Source organism: Pseudonocardia sp. ICBG162 (assembly GCF_020496225.1).
GTDB lineage: Bacteria > Actinomycetota > Actinomycetes > Mycobacteriales > Pseudonocardiaceae > Pseudonocardia > Pseudonocardia alni.
In genome coordinates, this window is sequence record NZ_JAHLJD010000013.1 from 2,127,893 (window position 1) to 2,147,072 (window position 19,180).

Annotated in this window: 21 protein-coding genes; 10 read left to right on the forward strand and 11 right to left on the reverse strand. The window is 73.2% G+C overall.

Annotated features, from left to right (window positions below):
- Positions 1 to 159: 159 nt before the first annotated feature.
- From KPL60_RS13005 to dxr, 5 genes are read right to left on the reverse strand one after another with little or no spacing between them, the layout of a single operon-like run.
- Positions 160 to 993, reverse strand: coding sequence for a GNAT family N-acetyltransferase (locus KPL60_RS13005; RefSeq protein ID WP_226355774.1), 834 nt, complete (start codon positions 991 to 993; stop codon positions 160 to 162).
- A 45-nt stretch (positions 994 to 1,038) separates the two neighbouring features.
- On the reverse strand, positions 1,039 to 2,196 hold the full coding sequence (gene ispG / locus KPL60_RS13010) for a flavodoxin-dependent (E)-4-hydroxy-3-methylbut-2-enyl-diphosphate synthase (protein ID WP_208623059.1): 1,158 nt from the start codon (positions 2,194 to 2,196) through the stop codon (positions 1,039 to 1,041).
- A gap of 55 nt (positions 2,197 to 2,251) precedes the next feature.
- A complete protein-coding gene (locus tag KPL60_RS13015) occupies positions 2,252 to 2,743 on the reverse strand; it encodes a hypothetical protein (protein ID WP_226365961.1) in 492 nt (163 codons plus the stop codon).
- Complete coding sequence (locus KPL60_RS13020; RefSeq protein ID WP_226365962.1) at positions 2,740 to 4,059, reverse strand: site-2 protease family protein; 1,320 nt, start codon at positions 4,057 to 4,059, stop codon at positions 2,740 to 2,742. Before KPL60_RS13020 ends, KPL60_RS13015 begins: the two co-directional genes overlap by 4 nt.
- Positions 4,056 to 5,201, reverse strand: coding sequence for a 1-deoxy-D-xylulose-5-phosphate reductoisomerase (gene dxr, locus KPL60_RS13025; RefSeq protein ID WP_226365963.1), 1,146 nt, complete (start codon positions 5,199 to 5,201; stop codon positions 4,056 to 4,058). The genes KPL60_RS13020 and dxr overlap by 4 nt, the downstream gene beginning before the upstream one ends.
- A 73-nt stretch (positions 5,202 to 5,274) precedes the next feature.
- Between dxr and KPL60_RS13030 the strand changes: the two genes are divergently transcribed.
- The 3 genes from KPL60_RS13030 to KPL60_RS13040 are packed head-to-tail and all read left to right on the forward strand — an operon-like array spanning position 5,275 to position 6,740.
- Positions 5,275 to 5,562 carry a DUF2631 domain-containing protein gene (locus tag KPL60_RS13030; protein WP_226355770.1) on the forward strand — a complete coding sequence of 96 codons (288 nt, stop codon included), beginning with the start codon at positions 5,275 to 5,277 and terminating at the stop codon, positions 5,560 to 5,562.
- 9 nt (positions 5,563 to 5,571) lie between these two features.
- Positions 5,572 to 6,552, forward strand: coding sequence for a non-homologous end-joining DNA ligase (gene ligD / locus KPL60_RS13035; RefSeq protein WP_226365964.1), 981 nt, complete (start codon positions 5,572 to 5,574; stop codon positions 6,550 to 6,552).
- A gap of 11 nt (positions 6,553 to 6,563) precedes the next feature.
- Positions 6,564 to 6,740, forward strand: a complete 177-nt coding sequence (locus KPL60_RS13040; protein ID WP_226355768.1) for a hypothetical protein — start codon at positions 6,564 to 6,566, stop codon at positions 6,738 to 6,740.
- On the opposite strand, the gene mug is transcribed toward KPL60_RS13040, so the two are convergent.
- Positions 6,737 to 7,309 carry a G/U mismatch-specific DNA glycosylase gene (mug, locus tag KPL60_RS13045; protein ID WP_226355767.1) on the reverse strand — a complete coding sequence of 191 codons (573 nt, stop codon included), beginning with the start codon at positions 7,307 to 7,309 and terminating at the stop codon, positions 6,737 to 6,739. The genes KPL60_RS13040 and mug overlap by 4 nt on opposite strands.
- A gap of 89 nt (positions 7,310 to 7,398) precedes the next feature.
- On the opposite strand from mug, the gene KPL60_RS13050 reads away from it, so the two are divergent.
- Together KPL60_RS13050 and KPL60_RS13055 are read left to right on the forward strand one after the other, a co-directional pair.
- Positions 7,399 to 8,463: an ATP-dependent DNA ligase gene (locus tag KPL60_RS13050; RefSeq protein WP_226365965.1), complete on the forward strand. Its 1,065-nt coding sequence runs from the start codon at positions 7,399 to 7,401 to the stop codon at positions 8,461 to 8,463.
- Positions 8,464 to 8,587: 124 nt separating this feature from the next.
- Positions 8,588 to 9,451, forward strand: coding sequence for a type IV toxin-antitoxin system AbiEi family antitoxin domain-containing protein (locus KPL60_RS13055; protein ID WP_226365966.1), 864 nt, complete (start codon positions 8,588 to 8,590; stop codon positions 9,449 to 9,451).
- Between the two features lie 58 nt (positions 9,452 to 9,509).
- Here KPL60_RS13055 and KPL60_RS13060 read toward each other — a convergent pair whose 3' ends face one another.
- Complete coding sequence (locus tag KPL60_RS13060) at positions 9,510 to 10,490, reverse strand: LacI family DNA-binding transcriptional regulator (protein ID WP_226355764.1); 981 nt, start codon at positions 10,488 to 10,490, stop codon at positions 9,510 to 9,512.
- Positions 10,491 to 10,661: 171 nt separating this feature from the next.
- On the opposite strand from KPL60_RS13060, the gene KPL60_RS13065 reads away from it, so the two are divergent.
- Genes KPL60_RS13065 through KPL60_RS13080 form a run of 4 tightly spaced genes read left to right on the forward strand, consistent with a single transcriptional unit; the run spans position 10,662 to position 15,012 of the window.
- Entirely contained in the window at positions 10,662 to 12,059 is a 1,398-nt protein-coding gene (locus tag KPL60_RS13065; protein WP_226365967.1) for a sugar ABC transporter substrate-binding protein, read from the forward strand.
- On the forward strand, positions 12,056 to 12,994 hold the full coding sequence (locus tag KPL60_RS13070; protein ID WP_373324099.1) for a carbohydrate ABC transporter permease: 939 nt from the start codon (positions 12,056 to 12,058) through the stop codon (positions 12,992 to 12,994). Before KPL60_RS13065 ends, KPL60_RS13070 begins: the two co-directional genes overlap by 4 nt.
- Positions 12,994 to 13,857 (forward strand): carbohydrate ABC transporter permease, encoded by an 864-nt coding sequence (locus KPL60_RS13075; protein WP_178376840.1) that lies wholly within the window; start codon positions 12,994 to 12,996, stop codon positions 13,855 to 13,857. The genes KPL60_RS13070 and KPL60_RS13075 overlap by 1 nt, the downstream gene beginning before the upstream one ends.
- Before the next feature lie 30 nt (positions 13,858 to 13,887).
- Positions 13,888 to 15,012 (forward strand): ABC transporter ATP-binding protein, encoded by a 1,125-nt coding sequence (locus tag KPL60_RS13080; RefSeq protein WP_208822439.1) that lies wholly within the window; start codon positions 13,888 to 13,890, stop codon positions 15,010 to 15,012.
- A gap of 82 nt (positions 15,013 to 15,094) precedes the next feature.
- On the opposite strand, the gene rlmN is transcribed toward KPL60_RS13080, so the two are convergent.
- Together rlmN and KPL60_RS13090 are read right to left on the reverse strand one after the other, a co-directional pair.
- Positions 15,095 to 16,204: a 23S rRNA (adenine(2503)-C(2))-methyltransferase RlmN gene (gene rlmN, locus KPL60_RS13085; protein ID WP_226365968.1), complete on the reverse strand. Its 1,110-nt coding sequence runs from the start codon at positions 16,202 to 16,204 to the stop codon at positions 15,095 to 15,097.
- A gap of 31 nt (positions 16,205 to 16,235) precedes the next feature.
- Positions 16,236 to 16,814, reverse strand: coding sequence for a hypothetical protein (locus KPL60_RS13090; RefSeq protein ID WP_226365969.1), 579 nt, complete (start codon positions 16,812 to 16,814; stop codon positions 16,236 to 16,238).
- Between the two features lie 172 nt (positions 16,815 to 16,986).
- On the opposite strand from KPL60_RS13090, the gene KPL60_RS13095 reads away from it, so the two are divergent.
- A complete protein-coding gene (locus KPL60_RS13095) occupies positions 16,987 to 17,469 on the forward strand; it encodes a Rieske (2Fe-2S) protein (RefSeq protein ID WP_226365970.1) in 483 nt (160 codons plus the stop codon).
- Between the two features lie 22 nt (positions 17,470 to 17,491).
- Here the strand turns inward: KPL60_RS13095 and KPL60_RS13100 are convergent, their stop codons facing one another.
- Together KPL60_RS13100 and KPL60_RS13105 are read right to left on the reverse strand one after the other, a co-directional pair.
- Positions 17,492 to 18,244, reverse strand: a complete 753-nt coding sequence (locus KPL60_RS13100; RefSeq protein WP_226365971.1) for a class I SAM-dependent methyltransferase — start codon at positions 18,242 to 18,244, stop codon at positions 17,492 to 17,494.
- Complete coding sequence (locus KPL60_RS13105) at positions 18,241 to 19,176, reverse strand: phosphatidate cytidylyltransferase (RefSeq protein ID WP_374203836.1); 936 nt, start codon at positions 19,174 to 19,176, stop codon at positions 18,241 to 18,243. Before KPL60_RS13105 ends, KPL60_RS13100 begins: the two co-directional genes overlap by 4 nt.
- Between the last annotated feature and the right edge of the window lie 4 nt (positions 19,177 to 19,180).

Genomic DNA, 19,180 nt, shown 5'->3' on the forward strand with positions numbered 1-19,180 from the left:
ACCCCGGGCGCGGACCGGTCCCGGTGGTGACCGGCGACGCGGAGCTGGAACGGGACACGACGACCTCCCTGCTCGTGGTGGCGCGGCGGATGTCCGCGGCCACGGCCGAGTCGACACCGTGCCGTTGCGGCACGGTCAACCACCGTGACCCGATCGTGGTCAGAACAGGACGGTGGCGAACCGCGCGACCTGCACGAACCCGACCCGCTGGTACGCGGCCCTGGCCGGGGCGTTGAAGGCGTTGACGTACAGGCTGGCGCGGCGGCCCATCCCGGCGAGCGCGACCGCGACCGCCGAGGTCCCGGCCGTGCCGAGCCCGTGCCCGCGCCAGGCCGGGTTCACCCAGACCCCCTGGATCTGGCCGACGGTGCGCGACAGGGCGCCGATCTCGGCCTTGAACACGACCTCGCCGTCGTGGAACCGGGCGAACGCCCGCCCGGAGGTGATCAGCTCGGCGACCCGGGCCCGGTAGCCCGCCCCGCCGTCGCCCTCGCGGGGGTCGACGCCGACCTCCTCGGTGAACATCGCGACGGCGGCCGGCAGGTAGCGGTCGAGCTCGGAGATGCGGACCGGACGCACCCGGGTGTCGGGCGCGATCATCGGTGGCCGTTCGAGGGTCATCAGCGGCTGGTCGGGCCGGATCTCGCGGGCCGGGCCCCAGCCCGGTGCGAGCTCCTCCCAGAGCGGCAGGACGAGCTCGGCCCGCCCCACCAGCGACGAGCACACCCGTCCGGCCCGGCGGGCCCGGTCGGCGAAGGCACGCAGCGCCGCCCGGTCACCGCGCAGCGGCACCAGGTTCGCCCCGGAGAAGCACAGACCGTCCGCCGGGGCCCCGTGGGACCACAGCTCACCGCCCAGCCGCCACGGGTCGAGGCCGACCGCCTCGATGCGGGAGGCGACCATGCACGCGGCGACCGGGTCGGCGTCGAGCACGTCGTGCACCCCGGAGCGGTGACGATCGTCGAGAAGCCGTGCTCCGGCCACCCTCAGCACGGGTTCATGATGCCACGCCGACGCCCGTCCGGTACCGGCACTCGCTCAGCCGACGGTCACCTGCGGTTCACCCGTCGCACCGTCCACGCTCTCGCCCATCTCCTCGGCGAGCCGCATGGCCTCCTCGATCAGCGTCTCCACGATCTTGTGCTCGGGGACGGTCTTGATGACCTCGCCCTTGACGAAGATCTGGCCCTTGCCGTTGCCGGAGGCGACGCCCAGATCGGCCTCGCGGGCCTCACCGGGACCGTTGACGACGCAGCCCATGACGGCCACGCGCAGCGGGACCTCCATGCCGGTCAGACCGGCGGTGACCTCGTCGGCGAGGGTGTAGACGTCGACCTGGGCCCGCCCGCAGGACGGGCAGGACACGATCTCGAGCTTGCGCGGGCGCAGGTTCAGCGACTCGAGGATCTGCTGGCCGACCTTGATCTCCTCGACCGGCGGCGCGGACAGCGAGACCCGGATGGTGTCGCCGATGCCCTGGCGCAGCAGCGCCCCGAACGCGACGGCCGACTTGATCGTGCCCTGGAACGCGGGCCCGGCCTCGGTGACGCCCAGGTGCAGCGGGTAGTCGCACTGCTCGGCGAGCAGCTCGTAGGCCCGCACCATGACGACCGGGTCGTTGTGCTTGACCGAGATCTTGATGTCGTGGAAGTCGTGCTCGGCGAACAGGCCCGCCTCCCACATGGCCGACTCGGCGAGCGCCTCGGGCGTCGCCTTGCCGTACTTCTCCATCAGGCGCTTGTCGAGCGAGCCCGCGTTGACCCCGATCCGGATCGGCGTGCCGTGGTCCTTCGCGGCCTGCGCGATCTCCTTGACCTGGTCGTCGAACTTGCGGATGTTGCCCGGGTTCACCCGCACCGCGGCGCAGCCGGCCTCGATCGCGGCGAACACGTACTTGGGCTGGAAGTGGATGTCGGCGATCACCGGGATCTGCGACTTCTGCGCGATCGCGGGCAGGGCCTCGGCGTCGTCGGCGGACGGGCAGGCGACGCGCACGATGTCGCAGCCGGCCGCGGTCAGCTCGGCGATCTGCTGGAGGGTCGCGTTGACGTCGGAGGTCAGGGTGGTCGTCATGGACTGGACGGAGATCGGGTGGTCGGATCCGACACCGACCGGGCCGACCTGCAGCTGCCGCGTCCTCCGGCGCGGGGCCAGGGTCGGCGCGGGCGCGGACGGCATACCCAGGGAGACGCTCACGACCTCCACTATCCCACCGCGCCGCGGGACCCGCCGTACCCGGTGAGCAGGGGCACTACGTGCGGCCCTGGTTCTCCTGCGCGTCCTGCAGCGTCGAGCTGTGCGGCAGCCAGGTCGCCAGCTCCACCGGCCACCCGTCGTCGGTCAGCACCCGCACCACGGCGGGGTCGTCGTCAAGGATCATCGCGATCTCCCGCTCACGGGCGAGCAGCCGCAGGACCTCGCGCTTGACGTAGCGGGCGGGGCGGTGGTCGTCGTCGGGGCGCATGAACAGCGGCCCGGTCGGCAGGCCGAAGCCCTTCAGCCAGGTCTCGGTCAGCCTGCGGTTCCGCTCGGGGCGGCCGGTCAGGTAGATGACGTCGTACTCGCCCTGGGCCGCGCGCAGCCGGTCCGCGCCCTCGTCGAGCAGCGGGTCGGCGTGCGCGGCGGCGAAGAACTTCTCCCACCGGTGCACGTCGAGGTAGTGCAGCCGGTGCGAGACGTCGGCGAGGACGCCGTCGATGTCGAAGACCGCCAGCGGGCGTGCGCCCTCGGGTGCTGCGCTCACCCGAACAGCCGCACCGGGTTGACGATGTCGGCGATCGCGACCATGACCGAGAACCCCAGGAAGACGATCACGAAGACGTAGGCGACGGGTAGCAGCTTGGCCGCGTCGACCGGCCCGGGGTCGGGGCGTCCGAGCAGCTTCGCGGTGTTGCGCTTGATCGCCTCCCAGATCGCCGGGACGATCTGGCCGCCGTCCAGCGGCGGGACCGGCAGCAGGTTCAGGAAGAACAGCGACAGGTTCACCGCGGCGAGCATGTTCAGGAACAGCGACACGTCCTGCTGCCAGGGCACGTTCTGCTGGGCGAGGATCTCGCCGCCGATCCGGGAGACGCCGACGACGCCCATCGGGCTGTTCTCGCCCCGCTCCTCACCGAGGAACGCGGCGCCGAACAGCGCCGGGATCCGGGCCGGGATCTGGGTGACCGCCTCGGCGGTGCGGGCCATGCCGTCGCCGATCCGCCCGACCGTCTCCCCCGCGGTGAGCGGCTGGTAGTTCGTGTTCAGCAGCACGCCCAGGTAGCCGGCGGTGATCGTGGCGTTCGGGTCGTCCGACTCGCGGTCCGGCAGCGTGTTGGGGATGACGTCCACGGTCAGCGGGATCTGCTGCCCGCCGCGCTCCACGACGATCGGCGTGGGCCCGGACGACGCGCGGATCGCGTCCTGCACGGCCTCGCCCTCGTCCGCGCCGAACTCGCGGCCGGCGACGGCGACGATCCGGTCGTCGGGCTGCACGCCCGCGGCCAGCGCCGGGGCCCGCGGGGCGCCCGCCGGGCAGCGGTCGGGCGCGCCGTTCTGCACCGCGGTGACCGGGAGGACGCACTCCTCGAGCGCGGAGATCTGGGTGGTCGGGGTGAGCACCCCGACGCCCATCAGCGTCACGAAGAACAGCGCGATCGCCAGGATCAGGTTCATGAACGGCCCGGCGAACATGACGATGATCCGCTTCCACGGCGACCGGGTCCAGAACTGCCGGTCCGCGTCCTGCGGGAGCACGTCGGCCTGCGACTGGCGCCGCGCGTCGTCCATCAGCCCCTGGAAGGGACCGGTGCGACGGTTGCGGCCGAGCGTCCCGCCCTTCGCGGGCGGCAGCATCCCGATCATCCGGACGTAGCCGCCCAGCGGGATCATCTTGATGCCGTACTCGGTCTCGCCTCGCCGCACCGACCAGAGGGTGCGGCCGAAGCCGACCATGAACTCCGGGACCTTGATCCCGAACCAGCGAGCCGTGGTGAAGTGCCCGAGCTCGTGCCAGGCGATCGACAGCAGCAGCCCGAAGAAGAAGATCGCGATACCGACGACCGTCCAGACGATGGTCACGTTCCCGCCTTCTCGCGCGCGTGGGCGCGGGCCCAGGTCTCGGCAGCCAGCACGTCGTCCACGGTAGCCGGGTCACCCGTCCAGGCGTCGGCCGCCTCCAGTACCCCGCCGAGCAGGTCGGTGACGTCGGTGTAGCCGATCGCCCCGGCGACGAACGCCTCGACGAGCTCCTCGTTGGCCGCGTTGAGCACCGCGGGCAGGCAGCCGCCCGTGGTCCCGGCGGCGCGGGCCAGCCGCACACCGGGGAACGCGTCGTCGTCGAGGGGCTCGAAGGTCCAGCTCTGCGCGGTGTCCCACCGGCACGGCGCCGAGGCGCCGGCGATGCGGTCCGGCCAGCCGAGCGCCAGCGCGATCGGCAGCCGCATGTCCGGCGGCGACGCCTGCGCGATCGTCGAGCCGTCGGTGAAGGTGACCATCGAGTGCACGATCGACTGCGGGTGCACGGTGACGTCGATGCGGTCGTAGGGCACCCCGAACAGCAGGTGCGCCTCGATCACCTCGAGGCCCTTGTTCACCAGCGTCGCCGAGTTGATCGTGATGACCGGGCCCATGTCCCAGGTCGGGTGCTTGAGGGCCTGCTCGACGGTCACGTCCCGCAGCGACGCGCGCGACCGGCCGCGGAACGGGCCGCCCGAGGCGGTGAGGACCAGCCGGTCGACCTCGGACTCCCGTCCGCCGCGCAGGCACTGCGCGAGCGCGGAGTGCTCGGAGTCGACCGGCACGATCTGGCCCGGCGCGGCCGCCGCCGACACCAGCGGGCCGCCCGCGACCAGCGACTCTTTGTTCGCCAGCGCGAGCCGGGCGCCGGTGGCGAGCGCGGCCAGGGTCGGGCCGAGGCCACGGGAGCCGGTGATGCCGTTCAGGACGATGTCGGCGCCGCAGGCGGTGACCAGCTCGGTCGCGGCGTCCGGGCCGTCGAGCACCTCGACGCCGGGCAGCTCCTCCCGCAGCCGCACCGCCGCCGCGGCGGACGCGACCGCGACCCGCCCGACCCGGTGCGCGCGGACCTGGGACACCAGCAGGTCCACGTCCGATCCGCCCGCGGCCAGCCCGGACACCGTGAACCCGCCGGCGCGGGTGATCACGTCCAGGGCCTGGGTGCCGATCGACCCGGTGCTGCCCAACACGACGAGTGACTTCATCACGGCACATCATCCTCGCCCCGCGAGCTGTGCGACGATGACCCCGCACGGAGCCGGACCAGGAGGAACCCCAGTGGCCAGCAAGGCAGTGGCGAGCAACGCAGTCCCGAGCAGGACGCGCGAGATCGCGATCAGGTCCGGCGTCGACCCGGCGGACGAGCCGTCGGTCGACTGGGGTTGGCACCAGAACTTCTCCAAGGGTCTGCCGATCGCGGCCGCCGTCGCCGGCATCGCGCTGCTGCTGTTCACGATCGGCCACCCGACCAGCTGGACCGAGTTCCTCTTCTCGGCCGTGCCCGCCGTCGTCTGCCTGATCGGTGCGGTCGCGCTCCCGGTCTACCGTCGGCGTCGCCGGCTCTGACCCCGTCGGGTGGCCGCGCGCGGTGCGGGTGAGCCGGTCGAGCTGACGATCGGCGACCGCGTGGTGCGGCTGTCCAGCCCCGACCGCGTCTACTTCCCGGAGCGGGGCGAGACCAAGCGGGACCTGGCCGACTACTACACCGCCGTCGGCGACGGCGTCGTCCGCGCGCTGCGCGACCGGCCGTGCATGCTGCACCGCTTCCCCACCGGCGTCACCGGGGAGAAGGTGCACCAGAAGCGGCTGCCGCGCGGCGCCCCCGACTGGGTCCGCACCGTCCGCGTGACCTTCCCGCGGTACAACCGCACCGCCGACGAGCTGTGCGTCGCCCACCCGGCCGACGTCGTCTGGGCGGTCCAGATGTCGACGGTCGAGTTCCACCCCTGGAACTCCCGCGCCGCCGACGTCGAGTCCCCCGACGAGTGGCGCATCGACCTGGACCCGATGCCCGACGCGTCCTGGGCCGACGTCCGCCGCGTCGCCGGTGTGGTGCACGAGGTGCTCGACGAGCTGGGCGCGACCGGGTTCCCGAAGACCTCCGGCGGCTCCGGGCTGCACGTCTACGTGCGCATCCCGCCCGACCACGGATTCGCCGACGTCCGCCGCGCCGCGCACGCGTTCGCCCGCGAGGTGGAGCGACGCTGCGACCGCGTCGACCTGTCCTGGTGGCGCAAGGACCGCGACCCGTCGACGGTCTTCGTCGACTACAACCAGAACGCCCGCGACCACACGATCGCCTGCGCCTACTCGGTGCGCGGCACCCCCGACGCGCGGGTGTCGGCCCCGGTGACCTGGGACGAAGTCGACGACTGCGAGCCCCGGGACTTCACGATCGCCACCGTCCCGGCCCGCTACGCCGAGCTGGGCGACCTGCACGCCGGCATCGACGAGGCCGTGTTCGGCATCGAGCCGCTGCTGGAGTGGGCCGACCGCGACGAGCGCGACGGCGCGGAGACGCCCGATCTGCCCGATCTCGACGGAGGCGGCCGCTAGGCTCGGCGCCCATGGACGACGGGCCACGCAAGGACAGGTTGAACCGCCTCGGGTACGGGATCGGCGGCGGTCTCGCCGTCGGGTCCGCCGTGTGGGTGCTGTCCGGCACGTGGTGGTGGCTGCTGGTCTTCCTCGCCGTCGGCCTGGCGCTCGGGCTGTTCCTGCGCGCGACGACCCCGGGGGCCTAGCCCGGCCCCTGCTCCCGGGCGCGGGCCCGCAGCCGCGCGAACTCGGCGACCATCGCCGCGCGCGACCAGTGCGCGTTGAGCCCCGACGGGTTCGGCAGCACCCAGATCCCGGTCGCCCCCAGCCGGTCGGTCTGCTCCCCCACCGCCGCGTCGCGCCGCCCGAACGCGGTCCGGTAGGCCCCGATCCCGACGACGGCCAGCCACCCCGGCTCCCGCGCCGCGACCAGCGCGCGCAGCCGCTCCCCACCGGCGACGACCTCGTCGTCGGACAGCTCGTCGGCCCGCGCGGTGGCCCGGGGCGCCATGTTCGTGATGCCGAGCCCGAGCCGCGCCAGCTCGCCCTGCTCGGCCGGTGCCAGCAGGCGCGGGGTGAACCCGGCCCCGTGCAGCACCGGCCAGAACCGATTGCCGGGACGGGCGAAGTGGTGCCCGGTCGCCGCCGACACCAGGCCGGGGTTGATGCCGCAGAACAGCACCCGCAGCGGCGGGTCGCCGGGCCCGGGCAGGACGTCGTCGATCGTCGCGTCCCGCGCCCGCTCCAGCGCCTCCCGGTCGGGCAGTCGTCCCACACCGATCAGTCTGGCCCACCCGGCCGGTCCCCCCTCGGACGGGCGAGCCGGGATGCTCGCCCCGACGATCGAGAGGAGACTCGTCCGCCGTGGACCTGCCCGTGATGCCCCCGGTGAAGCCGATGCTGGCCAAGCCCGCCCCGTCGATCCCCGAGGGCAGGCTCTACGAGCCCAAGTGGGACGGCTTCCGCTCGATCGTCTTCCGCGACGGCGACGAGGTCGAGATCGGCTCCCGCAACGAGAAGCCGATGACCCGCTACTTCCCCGAGGTCGTCGAGGCGGTGAAGGCGCACTTCCCGCCGCGCGCGGTCGTCGACGGGGAGATCGTCGTCGCCTCCGGGAACGCGCTGGACTTCGAGGCGCTCCAGCAGCGGATCCACCCCGCGGCCAGCCGGGTGACGCTGCTCTCGACCGAGACGCCGGCGTCGTTCGTGGCCTTCGACCTGCTGGCCCTCGGCGACGACGACCTCACCGCGCGCCCGTTCGCCGAGCGCCGCGCGCTGCTGGAGGAGGCGTTCGCCGGCGTCGCCCCGCCGGTGCACCTCACCCCGATCACCGACGACACCGGCACCGCGCGCCGCTGGTTCGAGAAGTTCGAGGGTGCCGGGCTCGACGGGCTCATCGCGAAGGACCCGGCCGGGACCTACCAGCCCGACAAGCGCGTCATGACCAAGGTGAAGCACGAGCGGACCGCGGACTGCGTCGTCGCCGGGTACCGGGTGCACAAGTCCGGCCCGGACGCCGTCGGGTCGCTGCTGCTCGGCCTGCACGACGCCCGCGGGGTGCTGGTGTCCGTCGGGGTCGTCGGGGCGTTCCCGATGGCGCGCCGCCGCGAGCTCATGACCGAGCTGCAGCCGCTGGTCACCGACTTCGACGACCACCCGTGGGCCTGGGCGAAGCAGCTGGAGGGCGAGCGCACCCCGCGCAAGTCCGAGACGAGCCGGTGGAACGCCGGCAAGGACCTGTCCTTCGTCCCGCTGCGTCCGGAGCGGGTGGTCGAGGTCCGCTACGACTACATGGAGGGCGAGCGGTTCCGCCACACCACCCAGTTCGTGCGGTGGCGCCCGGACCGCGAGCCCGCCTCGTGCACCTACGAGCAGCTGGAGCGCCCGGTGACCTTCGACCTCGCGGAGGTGCTCGCCGGGCGCGGGTGATCCTTCTCCGTGGAACCCGCACCGCCCTGCGGGGGACCCCGGACTCCGCGGAGAAGGATCACTACTGCGAACGGCTCCCCGCGTTCGCCCGTGGCGCGCGCGGCTCCCGGCCAGGGTGCGCCGCATGGACCTCGACACGGTGCTGCGCGGTCAGGACGGCGTGTTCTCCCGGGGGCAGGCGCTGGCGTGCGGGGTCTCGGCGAAGGCACTGCGCGGCCGGGTCGCCCGCGGCGCCCTGGTGGTCGTGGCACCGGGGGTGTACCGGGCGTCGTCGCACCGGCCCACCGCATGGGGACGGGTGGTGGCCGCCGCGTTGTGGGCCGGGCCGGGCGCCGTCGTCGACGGGCCCGCAGCGGCGTTCCTGCACCGGATGTCGGTGCCCACCACCGCGTTCCCGGTCGTGGGGGTGACCGTGCCCGCGCACGCGCGGCGCACACCGCCGGACGGGATCCGGGTCCGCCGGCGCACCCTGGACGCGGCGGACCGGACGGAACGGCGCGGTGTCGCCGTCACGGCACCGGCCCTGACCGCGCTGGAGACGGCCGTCGCCCTCGCCGACGGCGCCACCTTCCTCGACCGGGTGCTGCAGCGGGGACTGCCCTTCCCCGAGCTGCTCGCCGCGTTCCAGCGCGGGGTCGGCACCCACGGCTGGGCTCGGGCCCGCGAGCTCGTCGTCGAGGCCGCCGACCGGGCCGACTCGCGGGCCGAGCGGCGCCTCGTCGTGCACCTGCGACGGGCGGGGCTCACCGGGTTCGTCCTCGGATGGCCCTTCGGTCCGTGGCTGGTGGACGTCGCGTTCGTGGCGGAGCGGCTCGCGGTGGAGATCGACGGCTGGGCGTTCCACTCGGACCCGGCCCGATTCCGGGCCGACCGGCGCAAGCAGAACGCCCTGGTCGCCGCGGGGTGGACGGTGCTGCGGTTCACCTGGCAGGACGTCAGGGACAGGCCGGGCGACACGGTGGGTCGGATCCGGTCGGCGCTGCGGTGATCCTTCTCCGCGGAGCCCGGCGCACCCTGCGGGGTATCGCACGCTCCGCGGAGAAGGATCATGGTCGGCAGCCGCAGGACTCCCGGTGCACGAAGGTCGTCGGCAGCCGCAGCGAGCGCCGCTGCGCCTCGGGCTCGGCCATGCGGCGCAGCAGCAGCCGGACCGCCTCACGCCCGATGTCCGCGAACGGCTGCGCGACGACGGTGAGGCGCGGGCTGAACGCGTCGGCCCACGGGAAGTCGTCGAACGCGGCCAGCGCCAGGTCCCCGGGGATGCGCAGACCCAGGTCGTGGGCGGCCTGGACGGCACCGATCGTCATCGCGTTGTTGCCGGTGACCAGCGCGGCGGGCCGCACGGGCGAGGCCAACAGCTCGCGCACGACGGCGCGGGCGGGCTCACTGTCCGAGCGGCCCTCCACCACCGGCCCGGGCGGGAGGCCGGCCCGGCGCATCCCGAGGCGGTAGCCCGCGAGGCGCTCGACGGTCGTCGCGAGTCCGGCCAGGCCCGCGACGAAGCCGATGCTCGTGTGCCCGGCCTCGGCCAGGTGGGTGACCAGCCCGGCGACGGGCTCGACGTTCTCCGAGCCGACCTCGTCCAGCTCGCCGTCGAGCATCCGGTCGACCAGCACCGTCGGCACGCCCTGTGCGGCGAGCGCCTCCAGGGTCGCGGTGGAGTTGCCCGAGGGGGCGAACAGCACACCGTCGACGCGGCTGCGGAGCTGTGCGACGGCCGTCGCCTCGTAGCCCGGGTCGTCGTGCGGGTCGGCGAGCAGCAGGGTGTGCCCGGCCGCGGCGGACTCGTCCTCGATCGCGTGCAGCAGCTCGCCCAGGTACGGGTTGGAGATCGCCGACAGCGCGAGCCCGACGGTCCGGGTGCGCGCGGTCGCGAGCGAGCGGGCGGCGGCGTTGGGCGTGTAGTGCACCTGCGCCATCGCGGCCAGCACCTGCTCGCGGGTGGTCTCCCGGACGGGCCGGGTGCCGTTCAGGACGTGGGACACGGTCGCGGTGGAGACCCCGGCGAGCCGGGCGACCTCGGCCATGGTCGCGATCACACACCTCCGAGGCGGGTCACGGGTTGGCGACAGCGTACAGGCAACCGGTTGCGCAAGCGGTTGCTCCACGCATACCGTGCACCGGTCATACCGGACGGACGTGTCCCGGACCACACCGTTGCACACCCGTCGGAGCCCTCGACGACGAGGAGAGTGCCCGTGCGCCCGAGAACCAGGTCGCGTCCCGCCGTCCTCACCGCGCTGCTGGCGGTCATCGGTCTCGCCCTCACCGGCTGCGCCGGGGCCGGCACGTTCGGCCTGCCCGAGGGCACGCGGATCGTGACGATCGCGATCGTGTCCAACCCGCAGATGGAGGACGCGATCGAGCTCAGCCCGCGGTTCGAGGCCGAGAACCCCGGCATCACCGTGCGCTTCGTGAGCCTGTCGGAGAACGAGGCCCGCGCGAAGATCACCGCGTCGGTCGCCACCCGCGGCGACGAGTTCGACGCCGTGATGATCTCGAACTACGAGACCCCCCAGTGGGCCCGCAACGGCTGGCTGGTCGACCTCGACCCGCTGATGGACGCCACCCCCGGCTACGACCGGGACGACTTCACACCGACCATCCGCGGCGCCCTGTCCGGCCCCGACGGACACATGTACTCGGTGCCGTTCTACGGCGAGTCCGCGTTCCTGATGTACCGCAAGGACCTGTTCGAGCAGGCCGGGCTGACCATGCCCGCGAAGCCGACCTGGGACCAGGTCGCGCAGTTCGCCGACCGCCTCACCGACCGCGAGCAGGGCCGTGGTGGCATCTGCCTGCGCGGCAAGCCCGGCTGGGGCGAGGTCATGGCCCCGGTCGACGCGATGATCAACTCCTACGGCGGCCGCTGGTTCGACGACCAGTGGAACGCCCAGCTGACCTCGCCCGAGGTGCGCAAGGCGGTCAACTTCTACGTCGACCTCGTCCGCCGCGACGGCCAGGCCGGCGCCGCGGGCTCCGGGTTCTCCGAGTGCGGCAACCAGTTCAGCCAGGGCAACACCGCGATGTGGTTCGACGCCACCGTCGCCGCGGGCCTGCTGGAGGACCCGGCCCAGTCCAACGTCGCCGGGAAGGTCGGCTACGCGCCGGCACCGACCGGCGTCGACGGCCTGTCCTCGGGCTGGCTGTACTCGTGGGCGCTGGCCATCCCCCGCACCACCGCGGAGAAGGGCCCCGAGCAGGTCGACGCGACCTGGAAGTTCCTGTCCTGGATGACGTCCAAGCCGTACCAGAAGATGGTCGGCGAGGAGCTCGGCTGGACCTCGGTCCCGCCCGGCGCCCGCCAGTCGACCTACCGGATCCCCGAGTACGTCGCGGCGTCGAAGGCCTACGCACCGCAGACCATCGCCGCGATCAACGCCGCGGACCAGGACCGGCCGACCCGCGACCCCGTCCCGTACACCGGGCTGCAGTTCGTCGGGATCCCCGAGTTCCAGGACCTGGGGACCCGGGTCAGCCAGCAGATCTCCGCGGCCATCGCCGGGCAGCAGACCGCGGACGAGGCCCTCGACCAGGCCCAGCAGTACGCCGAGACCGTCGGCGAGTCCTACCAGCAGAGCGGGGGCGACCGGTGACGACCACAGAGGCACCACCGCAGGCGGCACCGGAACGGCAGACCTCACCGGCCGCGGAGCGCCGCGACGGCTGGATCCGCCGGGCCCCGCTGCTGCCCGCGCTGATCTTCACGATCATCGTCACGCAGCTGCCGTTCCTGGTGACGATCTGGTACTCGCTGCAGTCCTGGAACCTGGTGCGCCCCGGCAGCCAGCGCTTCGTCGGGCTGGAGAACTACGCGACGGTGTTCACCGACTCGCAGTTCCGCGGCGTCGCGCTGAACTCGATCCTGCTGACCCTGGGCGCGGTCGCGATCGCGATGGTGCTCGGGCTGCTGATCGCGCTGCTGCTCAACCGCGCGTTCCTCGGCCGCGGCATCGTCCGGACGCTGATCATCACGCCGTTCCTGATCACCCCGGTCGCCGGTGCGCTGCTGTGGAAGTCGGTGCTGTTCGACCCCACCTACGGCCTGGTGAACTTCCTGCTCTCGCCGTTCGGCGCCGGGCAGACCGACTGGGTGTCCACCTTCCCGCGGGCCGCGGTGATCATCGCGCTGGTGTGGCAGTGGACGCCGTTCATGATGCTGCTGATCCTCGCCGGGCTCGGCTCCCAGCCGCAGGAGGTCCTCGAGGCCGCCCGGATGGACGGGGCGACCGGGTTCGCGGTGTTCCGCGAGGTGACGCTGCCGCACCTGCAGCGGTTCATCGAGCTGGGTGTCGTGCTCGGCGCGATCTACCTGGTCAACACGTTCGACACGATCTACATGATGACCCAGGGCGGTCCGGGTACGGCGTCGGCGAACCTGCCGTTCTACATCTACCAGCGGGCGTTCCTGGGCTTCGACATCGGCGAGTCCGCCGCGATGGGCGTGGTCACCGTGGTCGCGACGATCATCGTCGCCACCCTGGCGCTGCGCCTGATCTTCCGCAGCTTCTCCGCCGCCGAGGAGGCGTGATGACCGCAGTCGCCGAACGGACCTCCACCCCCGCGACGACGCCGCGGAAGGCCCCGCGCGGGGCCGGGCCGCTGCTGAGCGTGCTGGCCTGGATCGTCGGGCTCGGGTTCTTCTTCCCCGTGCTGTGGATGGTGATGACCGCCTTCAAGACCGAGGCGCAGGCCGTCACGATCCCGCCGACGGTGTTCTTCGTCCCCACGTTCGACAACTTCGCCGAGGTGTTCGGCGGCGGGGTCGGGCCCTACCTGCTCAACTCGCTGTTCGCGACGGTCGCCTCGACGGTCCTGGTGCTCCTGCTGGGCACCCCGGCCGCGTTCGCGCTGTCGCTGCGGCCGGTGAAGAAGACCCAGGACGTGCTGTTCTTCTTCATCTCGACCAAGATGCTGCCGGTCGTCGCGGCGATCGTGCCGATCTACGTCGTCGTGAACTACCTGGGCGCGCTGGACAACATCTGGACGCTCGTCGTGCTCTACACGGCGATGAACCTGCCGATCGCGGTGTGGATGATGCGGTCGTTCTTCCTGGAGGTCCCCAAGGAGCTCCTGGAGGCCGCGAGCATGGACGGGGCGTCGCTGTGGCGCTCGCTGCGCGAGGTCGTGCTGCCGATCATCTCGCCCGGCATGGCCGCCACCGCGCTGATCTGCATGATCTTCGCCTGGAACGAGTTCTTCTTCGCGGTGAACCTGACCGCCTCGCGGGCCGCGACCGTGCCCGTGTACCTCGTCGGGTTCATCACCTCCGAGGGCCTGTACTTCGCCAGTCTCTGCGCGGCGGCCACCGTGGCCGCGCTGCCGGTCGTCATCGCCGGCTGGATCGCCCAGAACAAGCTGGTCCAGGGCCTGTCCTTCGGGGCCGTCAAGTGATCGTGTTCGTGAACAGGATGGGAGCCCGCCGTGGCTGACGTGGTGTTCGACCAGGCATCTCGGATCTACACCCCCGGAGCCAAGCCGGCCGTCGACCGGCTGGACCTGACGATCGAGGACGGCGAGTTCGTCGTGCTCGTCGGGCCGTCCGGATCGGGCAAGTCGACGGCGTTGCGGATGCTCGCGGGCCTCGAGGAGATCGATGGCGGCTCGATCCGCATCGACGGCGAGAACATGGTCGGGGTCGCCTCCCGGGACCGGGACATCGCCATGGTGTTCCAGAACTACGCGCTCTACCCGAACAAGACCGTCGGGGAGAACATGGCGTTCCCGCTGAAGATGGCCGGGATCGACAAGGCCGAGCGTGCGGTCAAGGTCAAGGAGGCCGCCGAGATCCTCGGCCTGACCGACTACCTCGACCGCAAGCCGCGTGCCCTGTCCGGCGGTCAGCGTCAGCGCGTGGCGATGGGCCGGGCGATCGTGCGCGAGCCGCGGGTCTTCCTGATGGACGAGCCGCTGTCGAATCTCGACGCGAAGATGCGGGTGCAGACCCGCACCGAGATCGCGGCGCTGCAGCGACGCCTGGGCGTCACCACCGTCTACGTCACCCACGACCAGGTCGAGGCCATGACGATGGGCGACCGCGTCGCGCTGCTCGCCGACGGGAAGCTGCAGCAGTTCGCCAGCCCGGCCGACCTGTACGACCGGCCGCAGAACGCGTTCGTCGCCGGGTTCATCGGTTCGCCGGCGATGAACCTGTTCACCGCGAAGGTGACCGAGCGCGGGGTGACCCTCGCCGGGCGGGAGGTCGCGCTGCCCCAGGACGTCCGGTCGACGATCGGGGCGCACCAGCTCACCGAGGTGACCCTGGGCATCCGTCCCGAGCAGTGGACGGTCTCCCCCGACGGCGGCGAGGGCATCCCGGCCCGGGTCGACGTCGTCGAGGAGCTCGGGTCCGACGCCTACCTCTACGGCACCCTGGCCGAGTCCTCCGGTGACCTGTCGGCGACGGCGTCGCTGACCGGCTCGCGCGACGACGCCGTCGTCGTGCGGACCGCGGGGCGCACCGGGGCGCGGCGCGGGGACCGGGTGGCGCTGACCCCGTCGACCGAGGGGCTGCACCTGTTCCACCCGGAGAGCGGCGACCGGCTCTGAGCGGGTCCGCCCGGCGACGCGAGGGGGTCGCCGGGCGGGTCGGCCCGGACGCGGCGAGCTGCCGAGGGGGTCGCCGGGCGGGTCAGCCCGGGTGCGACGCGGCGAGCTGCCCGCAGGCCGCGTCGATCTCCTGGCCGCGGGTGTCGCGGACGGTGCAGGCGACGCCGGCCGCGCGGACCCGGCGCACGAACTCCTCCTCGACGGGCTTCGGCGAGGCGTCCCACTCGCTGCCCGGCGTCGGGTTCAGCGGGATGAGGTTGACGTGCACCCGGGACGTGCCGATGTGCTGCCGCAGGACCTTCGCCAGCATGTCGGCGCGCCACGGCTGGTCGTTCACGTCGCGGATCAGCGCGTACTCGATGGAGACGCGGCGGCCGGCCGTGGTGGCGTAGCGGCGGCCCGCGTCGAGGACCTCGGCCACCTTCCACCGGTTGTTGACCGGGACGAGGGTGTCGCGCAGCTCGTCGTCCGGGCAGTGCAGCGAGATGGCCAGCGTGACCGGGATGCCTTCCTCGCGGAGCCGGTCGATCGCCGGGACGAGCCCGACCGTGGACACGGTGACCCCGCGCGCGGAGATGCCCAGCCCGTCCGGGGCCGGCTCGGTGATCCGGCGGACGGCGGCGACGACCCGCTTGTAGTTGGCGAGCGGCTCGCCCATCCCCATGAACACGACGTTCGACAGCCGGGTCGGCTCGTCCAGCACGCCGTCGCGGGCCTGGGCGGCGGCGCGGCGGACCTGGTCGACGATCTCGGCGGTCGACAGGTTGCGCTGCAGCCCGCCCTGGCCGGTGGCGCAGAACGGGCACGCCATCCCGCAGCCGGCCTGGCTGGAGATGCAGACCGTCGCCCGGTCCGGGTAGCGCATCAGCACGCTCTCGGCGAGCACGCCGTCGTGGCCGCGCCACAGCGTCCTGCGGGTGGCGCCGCCGTCGCAGGCCTTCTCGGTCAGCGGCGTGACCAGCGGCGGGAGCAGCGGGCGCAGCTTCTCCCGGACGTCACCGCCGAGGTCGCTCATGGTGTCGAGGTCGTCGGTGAGACGACCGAACCAGTGGCGGGCCAACTGGTCGAGGCGGAACCGCGGTACGCCGAGCTCCTGCGCGACGGCGGCACGGTCGGCCGGGTCGACGTCGGCGAGGTGGCGGGGCGGAGTACCGCGGCGGGGTGCGTCGAAGACGAGCGGGAGGCTGGACATGGCACCTCCAGTGTGCCAGCCCGGCCGCGGGTCAGCGGATCCCGGGGATCCGCACGTTGTAGCGCCGGGACAGGTCCTCCAGGATCCCGAGCCTGCGCGCGGCCGCGACCCACAGCACGATCCCGGCGCAGAGCCCGGTCACCGGCACCGCGGACCCGGTCCCCTGCCCCTGGTAGGTCAGGGCCAGGAAGGCGCCGAACGCGGCGATGAGCAGCACCAGGCCGCCGGTCGCGACGAGGCTGCGCTCCTCCAGCACGGTGGACGCCTGGATCAGCAGCACCCCGACGAGGGCGGCGGACAGGGCGGTGGCCAGCTCGCCGTAGCCGACCAGGGACAGCAGCGACGGAAGCAGCACGACCCCGGCGACGCCGATCACGATCAGCCGCTGCATCCGCCGCTTCCGCTCGGGGTGCAGGGTCACCGCCATCGCGGCGTTGCGCCGGCGCACGATCCACAGGTACGCGGTCAGGAAGATCCCGAGCGCGACGAGGACGGTGGCGAACCCGTTCCCGAGACCGCCCGCACCGACCACCCAGGCCAGCAGGCCCAGGACGATCTCCAGGCTCGGCACGGGAACGCCCAGCGACGGCTGGCGCATCGTGTACGGCATGCACCCACGGTAGCGAGAGCGGCCCGGGACACGGCGCGGGTGTGGCGGAACGACACACCCGCCCTACCTCGAACCGGACATCATGGGAGGCTCGTCACGTGCCCGGGTCCCCGAACCCCGGGCCGCCACCACCACACCGCCGGGCCCCCGCCCGGCCTCCCCCAGGAGAGCCATGACCCTCCCCACGACGTCCTCCACCGAGCCCGACCCCGCCCCGCGCGCCGGAGGGTCCGCCCTCGGCCGCCGCGCGATGATCGCCGGGGCCGGCGTGGCCGCGATCGGCGCGGTCGCCGCCTGCGGTGGCGGCGGTTCCACCACCACCGACAACGGCGGGCAGGCCCAGACCGGGGACGCCCCGCAGGGCTCCCCCGGCACCGTCCTCGGCCCGGCGTCCGCGGTGCCGGTCGGCGGCGGCGCGATCTACGCCGACGCGCAGGTCGTCGTCACCCAGCCGCAGCAGGGGACGTTCACCGGGCTGTCCGCGATCTGCCCGCACCAGGGCTGCACCGTCAGCCAGGTCACCGACGGCCAGATCGTCTGCCCGTGCCACAACAGCCGCTTCTCCCTCGACGGCGCCGTCGTCGACGGGCCGGCCCAGCGGCCGCTCGACCCGCGGCAGGTCACCGTCGCGGACGGGTCGATCACCCTGGCCTGAGGTCGCTCCCGGCGCCGCGGGCTCAGGACGGCAGGACGAGGCCGTCGGCGCGGCGCCGGGTGTGGAGCCGGTAGCCCACGCGCACGGTGCGGTCGGCGACGTCGTCGATCGCCCGGCGCGCGGTGCGGGCGGAGAACTCGATGCGCAGGACCTCCTCCAGGTCCGCGCGGGTGTCGAACCGCCAGGTCGAGGTGACCCGGCGCAGCGCGAAGCCGTGGGCGGCGAAGAACCGGTCGACCGCGGGCGGGTCGTAGCGGGGCAGGTCGGCACGCAGCCACGTCCCGTACGGCCGCACCGTGAAGTCCAGGTCGACGACGGCGAGCACCCCGCCCGGGCGCAGCACCCGCTCGGCCTCGGCGAGCCCCGGTTCGCAGCCCGGCCCGAAGAAGTACGCGGTGCGGGCGTGGACCAGGTCCGCGCAGGCGTCGGGCAGCGGGAGCCGCTCGGCGCCCGCGGTGTGCAGGGTGATGCGGTCGTCACCGGCGACGCGCCGTCGTGCCCGCTCGACCAGCGGCGGGTGCGGCTCGACACCGGTGACGGTGGCGGCCTGCTCGGCGAAGCGCGGCAGGTGGAAGCCGTCCCCGCAGCCGACGTCGACGACGTCGGCCCCCGCCCAGCCGCCGGTCCCGTCCCACAGCGCGGCCCAGAGCTCGCCGTCGGCGTCCTGGGCGCGGTTCTCGGTCTCGTAGACCTCGGGCCAGTTCCAGATGTTCGGGCTGGGGATGGCCGGGCCGGGCTTCGGCTGGCCGCCGAACCCCTGGTAGGTGCGCTTCACGCGAGCGGGACGACGATCCCGAGGATCGCCCAGGCGACGAACGCGGTCGGCAGCAGCGAGTCCAGGCGGTCCATCAGACCGCCGTGCCCGGGCAGCAGGTTGCCCATGTCCTTGACGCCGATGTCGCGCTTCACCAGCGACTCGACCAGGTCGCCCAGGGTGGCCGTCGCGACGAGCAGCGCACCGACGAGCGGCCCCCAGTACCAGGGCGCGTCGAGCATCAGCCCGATGCAGAGCGAGCCCGCCGCCATCCCGGCGACCAGCGAGCCCGCGAAGCCCTCCCAGGACTTCTTCGGGCTGATCGTGGGGGCCATCGGGTGCCGGCCCGCGACGACGCCCGCCGCGTACCCGCCGACGTCGGAGGCGACCACGCAGAGCAGGAAGGTCAGGACCCGGCCCACGCCGTCCGGGGCGACGGTCAGCTGCACGGCGAAGGCCACGAGCAGCGGGACGTACACCGCGACGAACAGCGAGGCGCTGATGTCGCGCACGAAGTGCGCCGCGCCGGTCCGCATCCGCCACAGCAGGCAGCCCAGCACCGTCGCGGCGAGGGCGACCGCGGCCCCGTGGAGGCCGAACGGCCAGGACAGCCAGACGACGGCCTGGCCGCCGACCAGCAGCACCGGCAGCGAGACCCGGATGTCGGCGCCCCGGCGCAGCGCGCCCGCGAGCTCCCAGGTGCCCACCGCGGTGACGCAGGCGAGCACCAGGACGAAGCCCTGACGCTGGATCAGCAGGCTCAGCAGGATGATGACGCCGAGCCCGACGCCGACCGCGATCGCCGCGACGAGGTTGCGACCCAGCCGGGACCGCTTGTACCCCTTCTGCCCCCGGACGGGCTTCGGCACGTCGGGGTTCGCCGACACACCGGCCGGCCCGTCACCGGGGAGGTCGGAGGTCACGGGGACGGCGGCGTCGAAGGAGGAGGGCACCGGT

Excerpts from the sequence above, each read along its gene's own strand:
- dxr (WP_226365963.1), bottom strand. The coding sequence starts at position 5,201 with ATGAAGTCACTCGTCGTGTTGGGCAGCACCGGGTCGATCGGCACCCAG.
- KPL60_RS13040 (WP_226355768.1), top strand. The coding sequence starts at position 6,564 with ATGGACGACGGGCCACGCAAGGACAGGTTGAACCGCCTCGGGTACGGG.
- KPL60_RS13055 (WP_226365966.1), top strand. The coding sequence starts at position 8,588 with ATGGACCTCGACACGGTGCTGCGCGGTCAGGACGGCGTGTTCTCCCGG.
- KPL60_RS13060 (WP_226355764.1), bottom strand. The coding sequence starts at position 10,490 with ATGGCCGAGGTCGCCCGGCTCGCCGGGGTCTCCACCGCGACCGTGTCC.
- KPL60_RS13075 (WP_178376840.1), top strand. The coding sequence starts at position 12,994 with ATGACCGCAGTCGCCGAACGGACCTCCACCCCCGCGACGACGCCGCGG.
- rlmN (WP_226365968.1), bottom strand. The coding sequence starts at position 16,204 with ATGTCCAGCCTCCCGCTCGTCTTCGACGCACCCCGCCGCGGTACTCCG.
- KPL60_RS13090 (WP_226365969.1), bottom strand. The coding sequence starts at position 16,814 with ATGCCGTACACGATGCGCCAGCCGTCGCTGGGCGTTCCCGTGCCGAGC.
- KPL60_RS13095 (WP_226365970.1), top strand. The coding sequence starts at position 16,987 with ATGACCCTCCCCACGACGTCCTCCACCGAGCCCGACCCCGCCCCGCGC.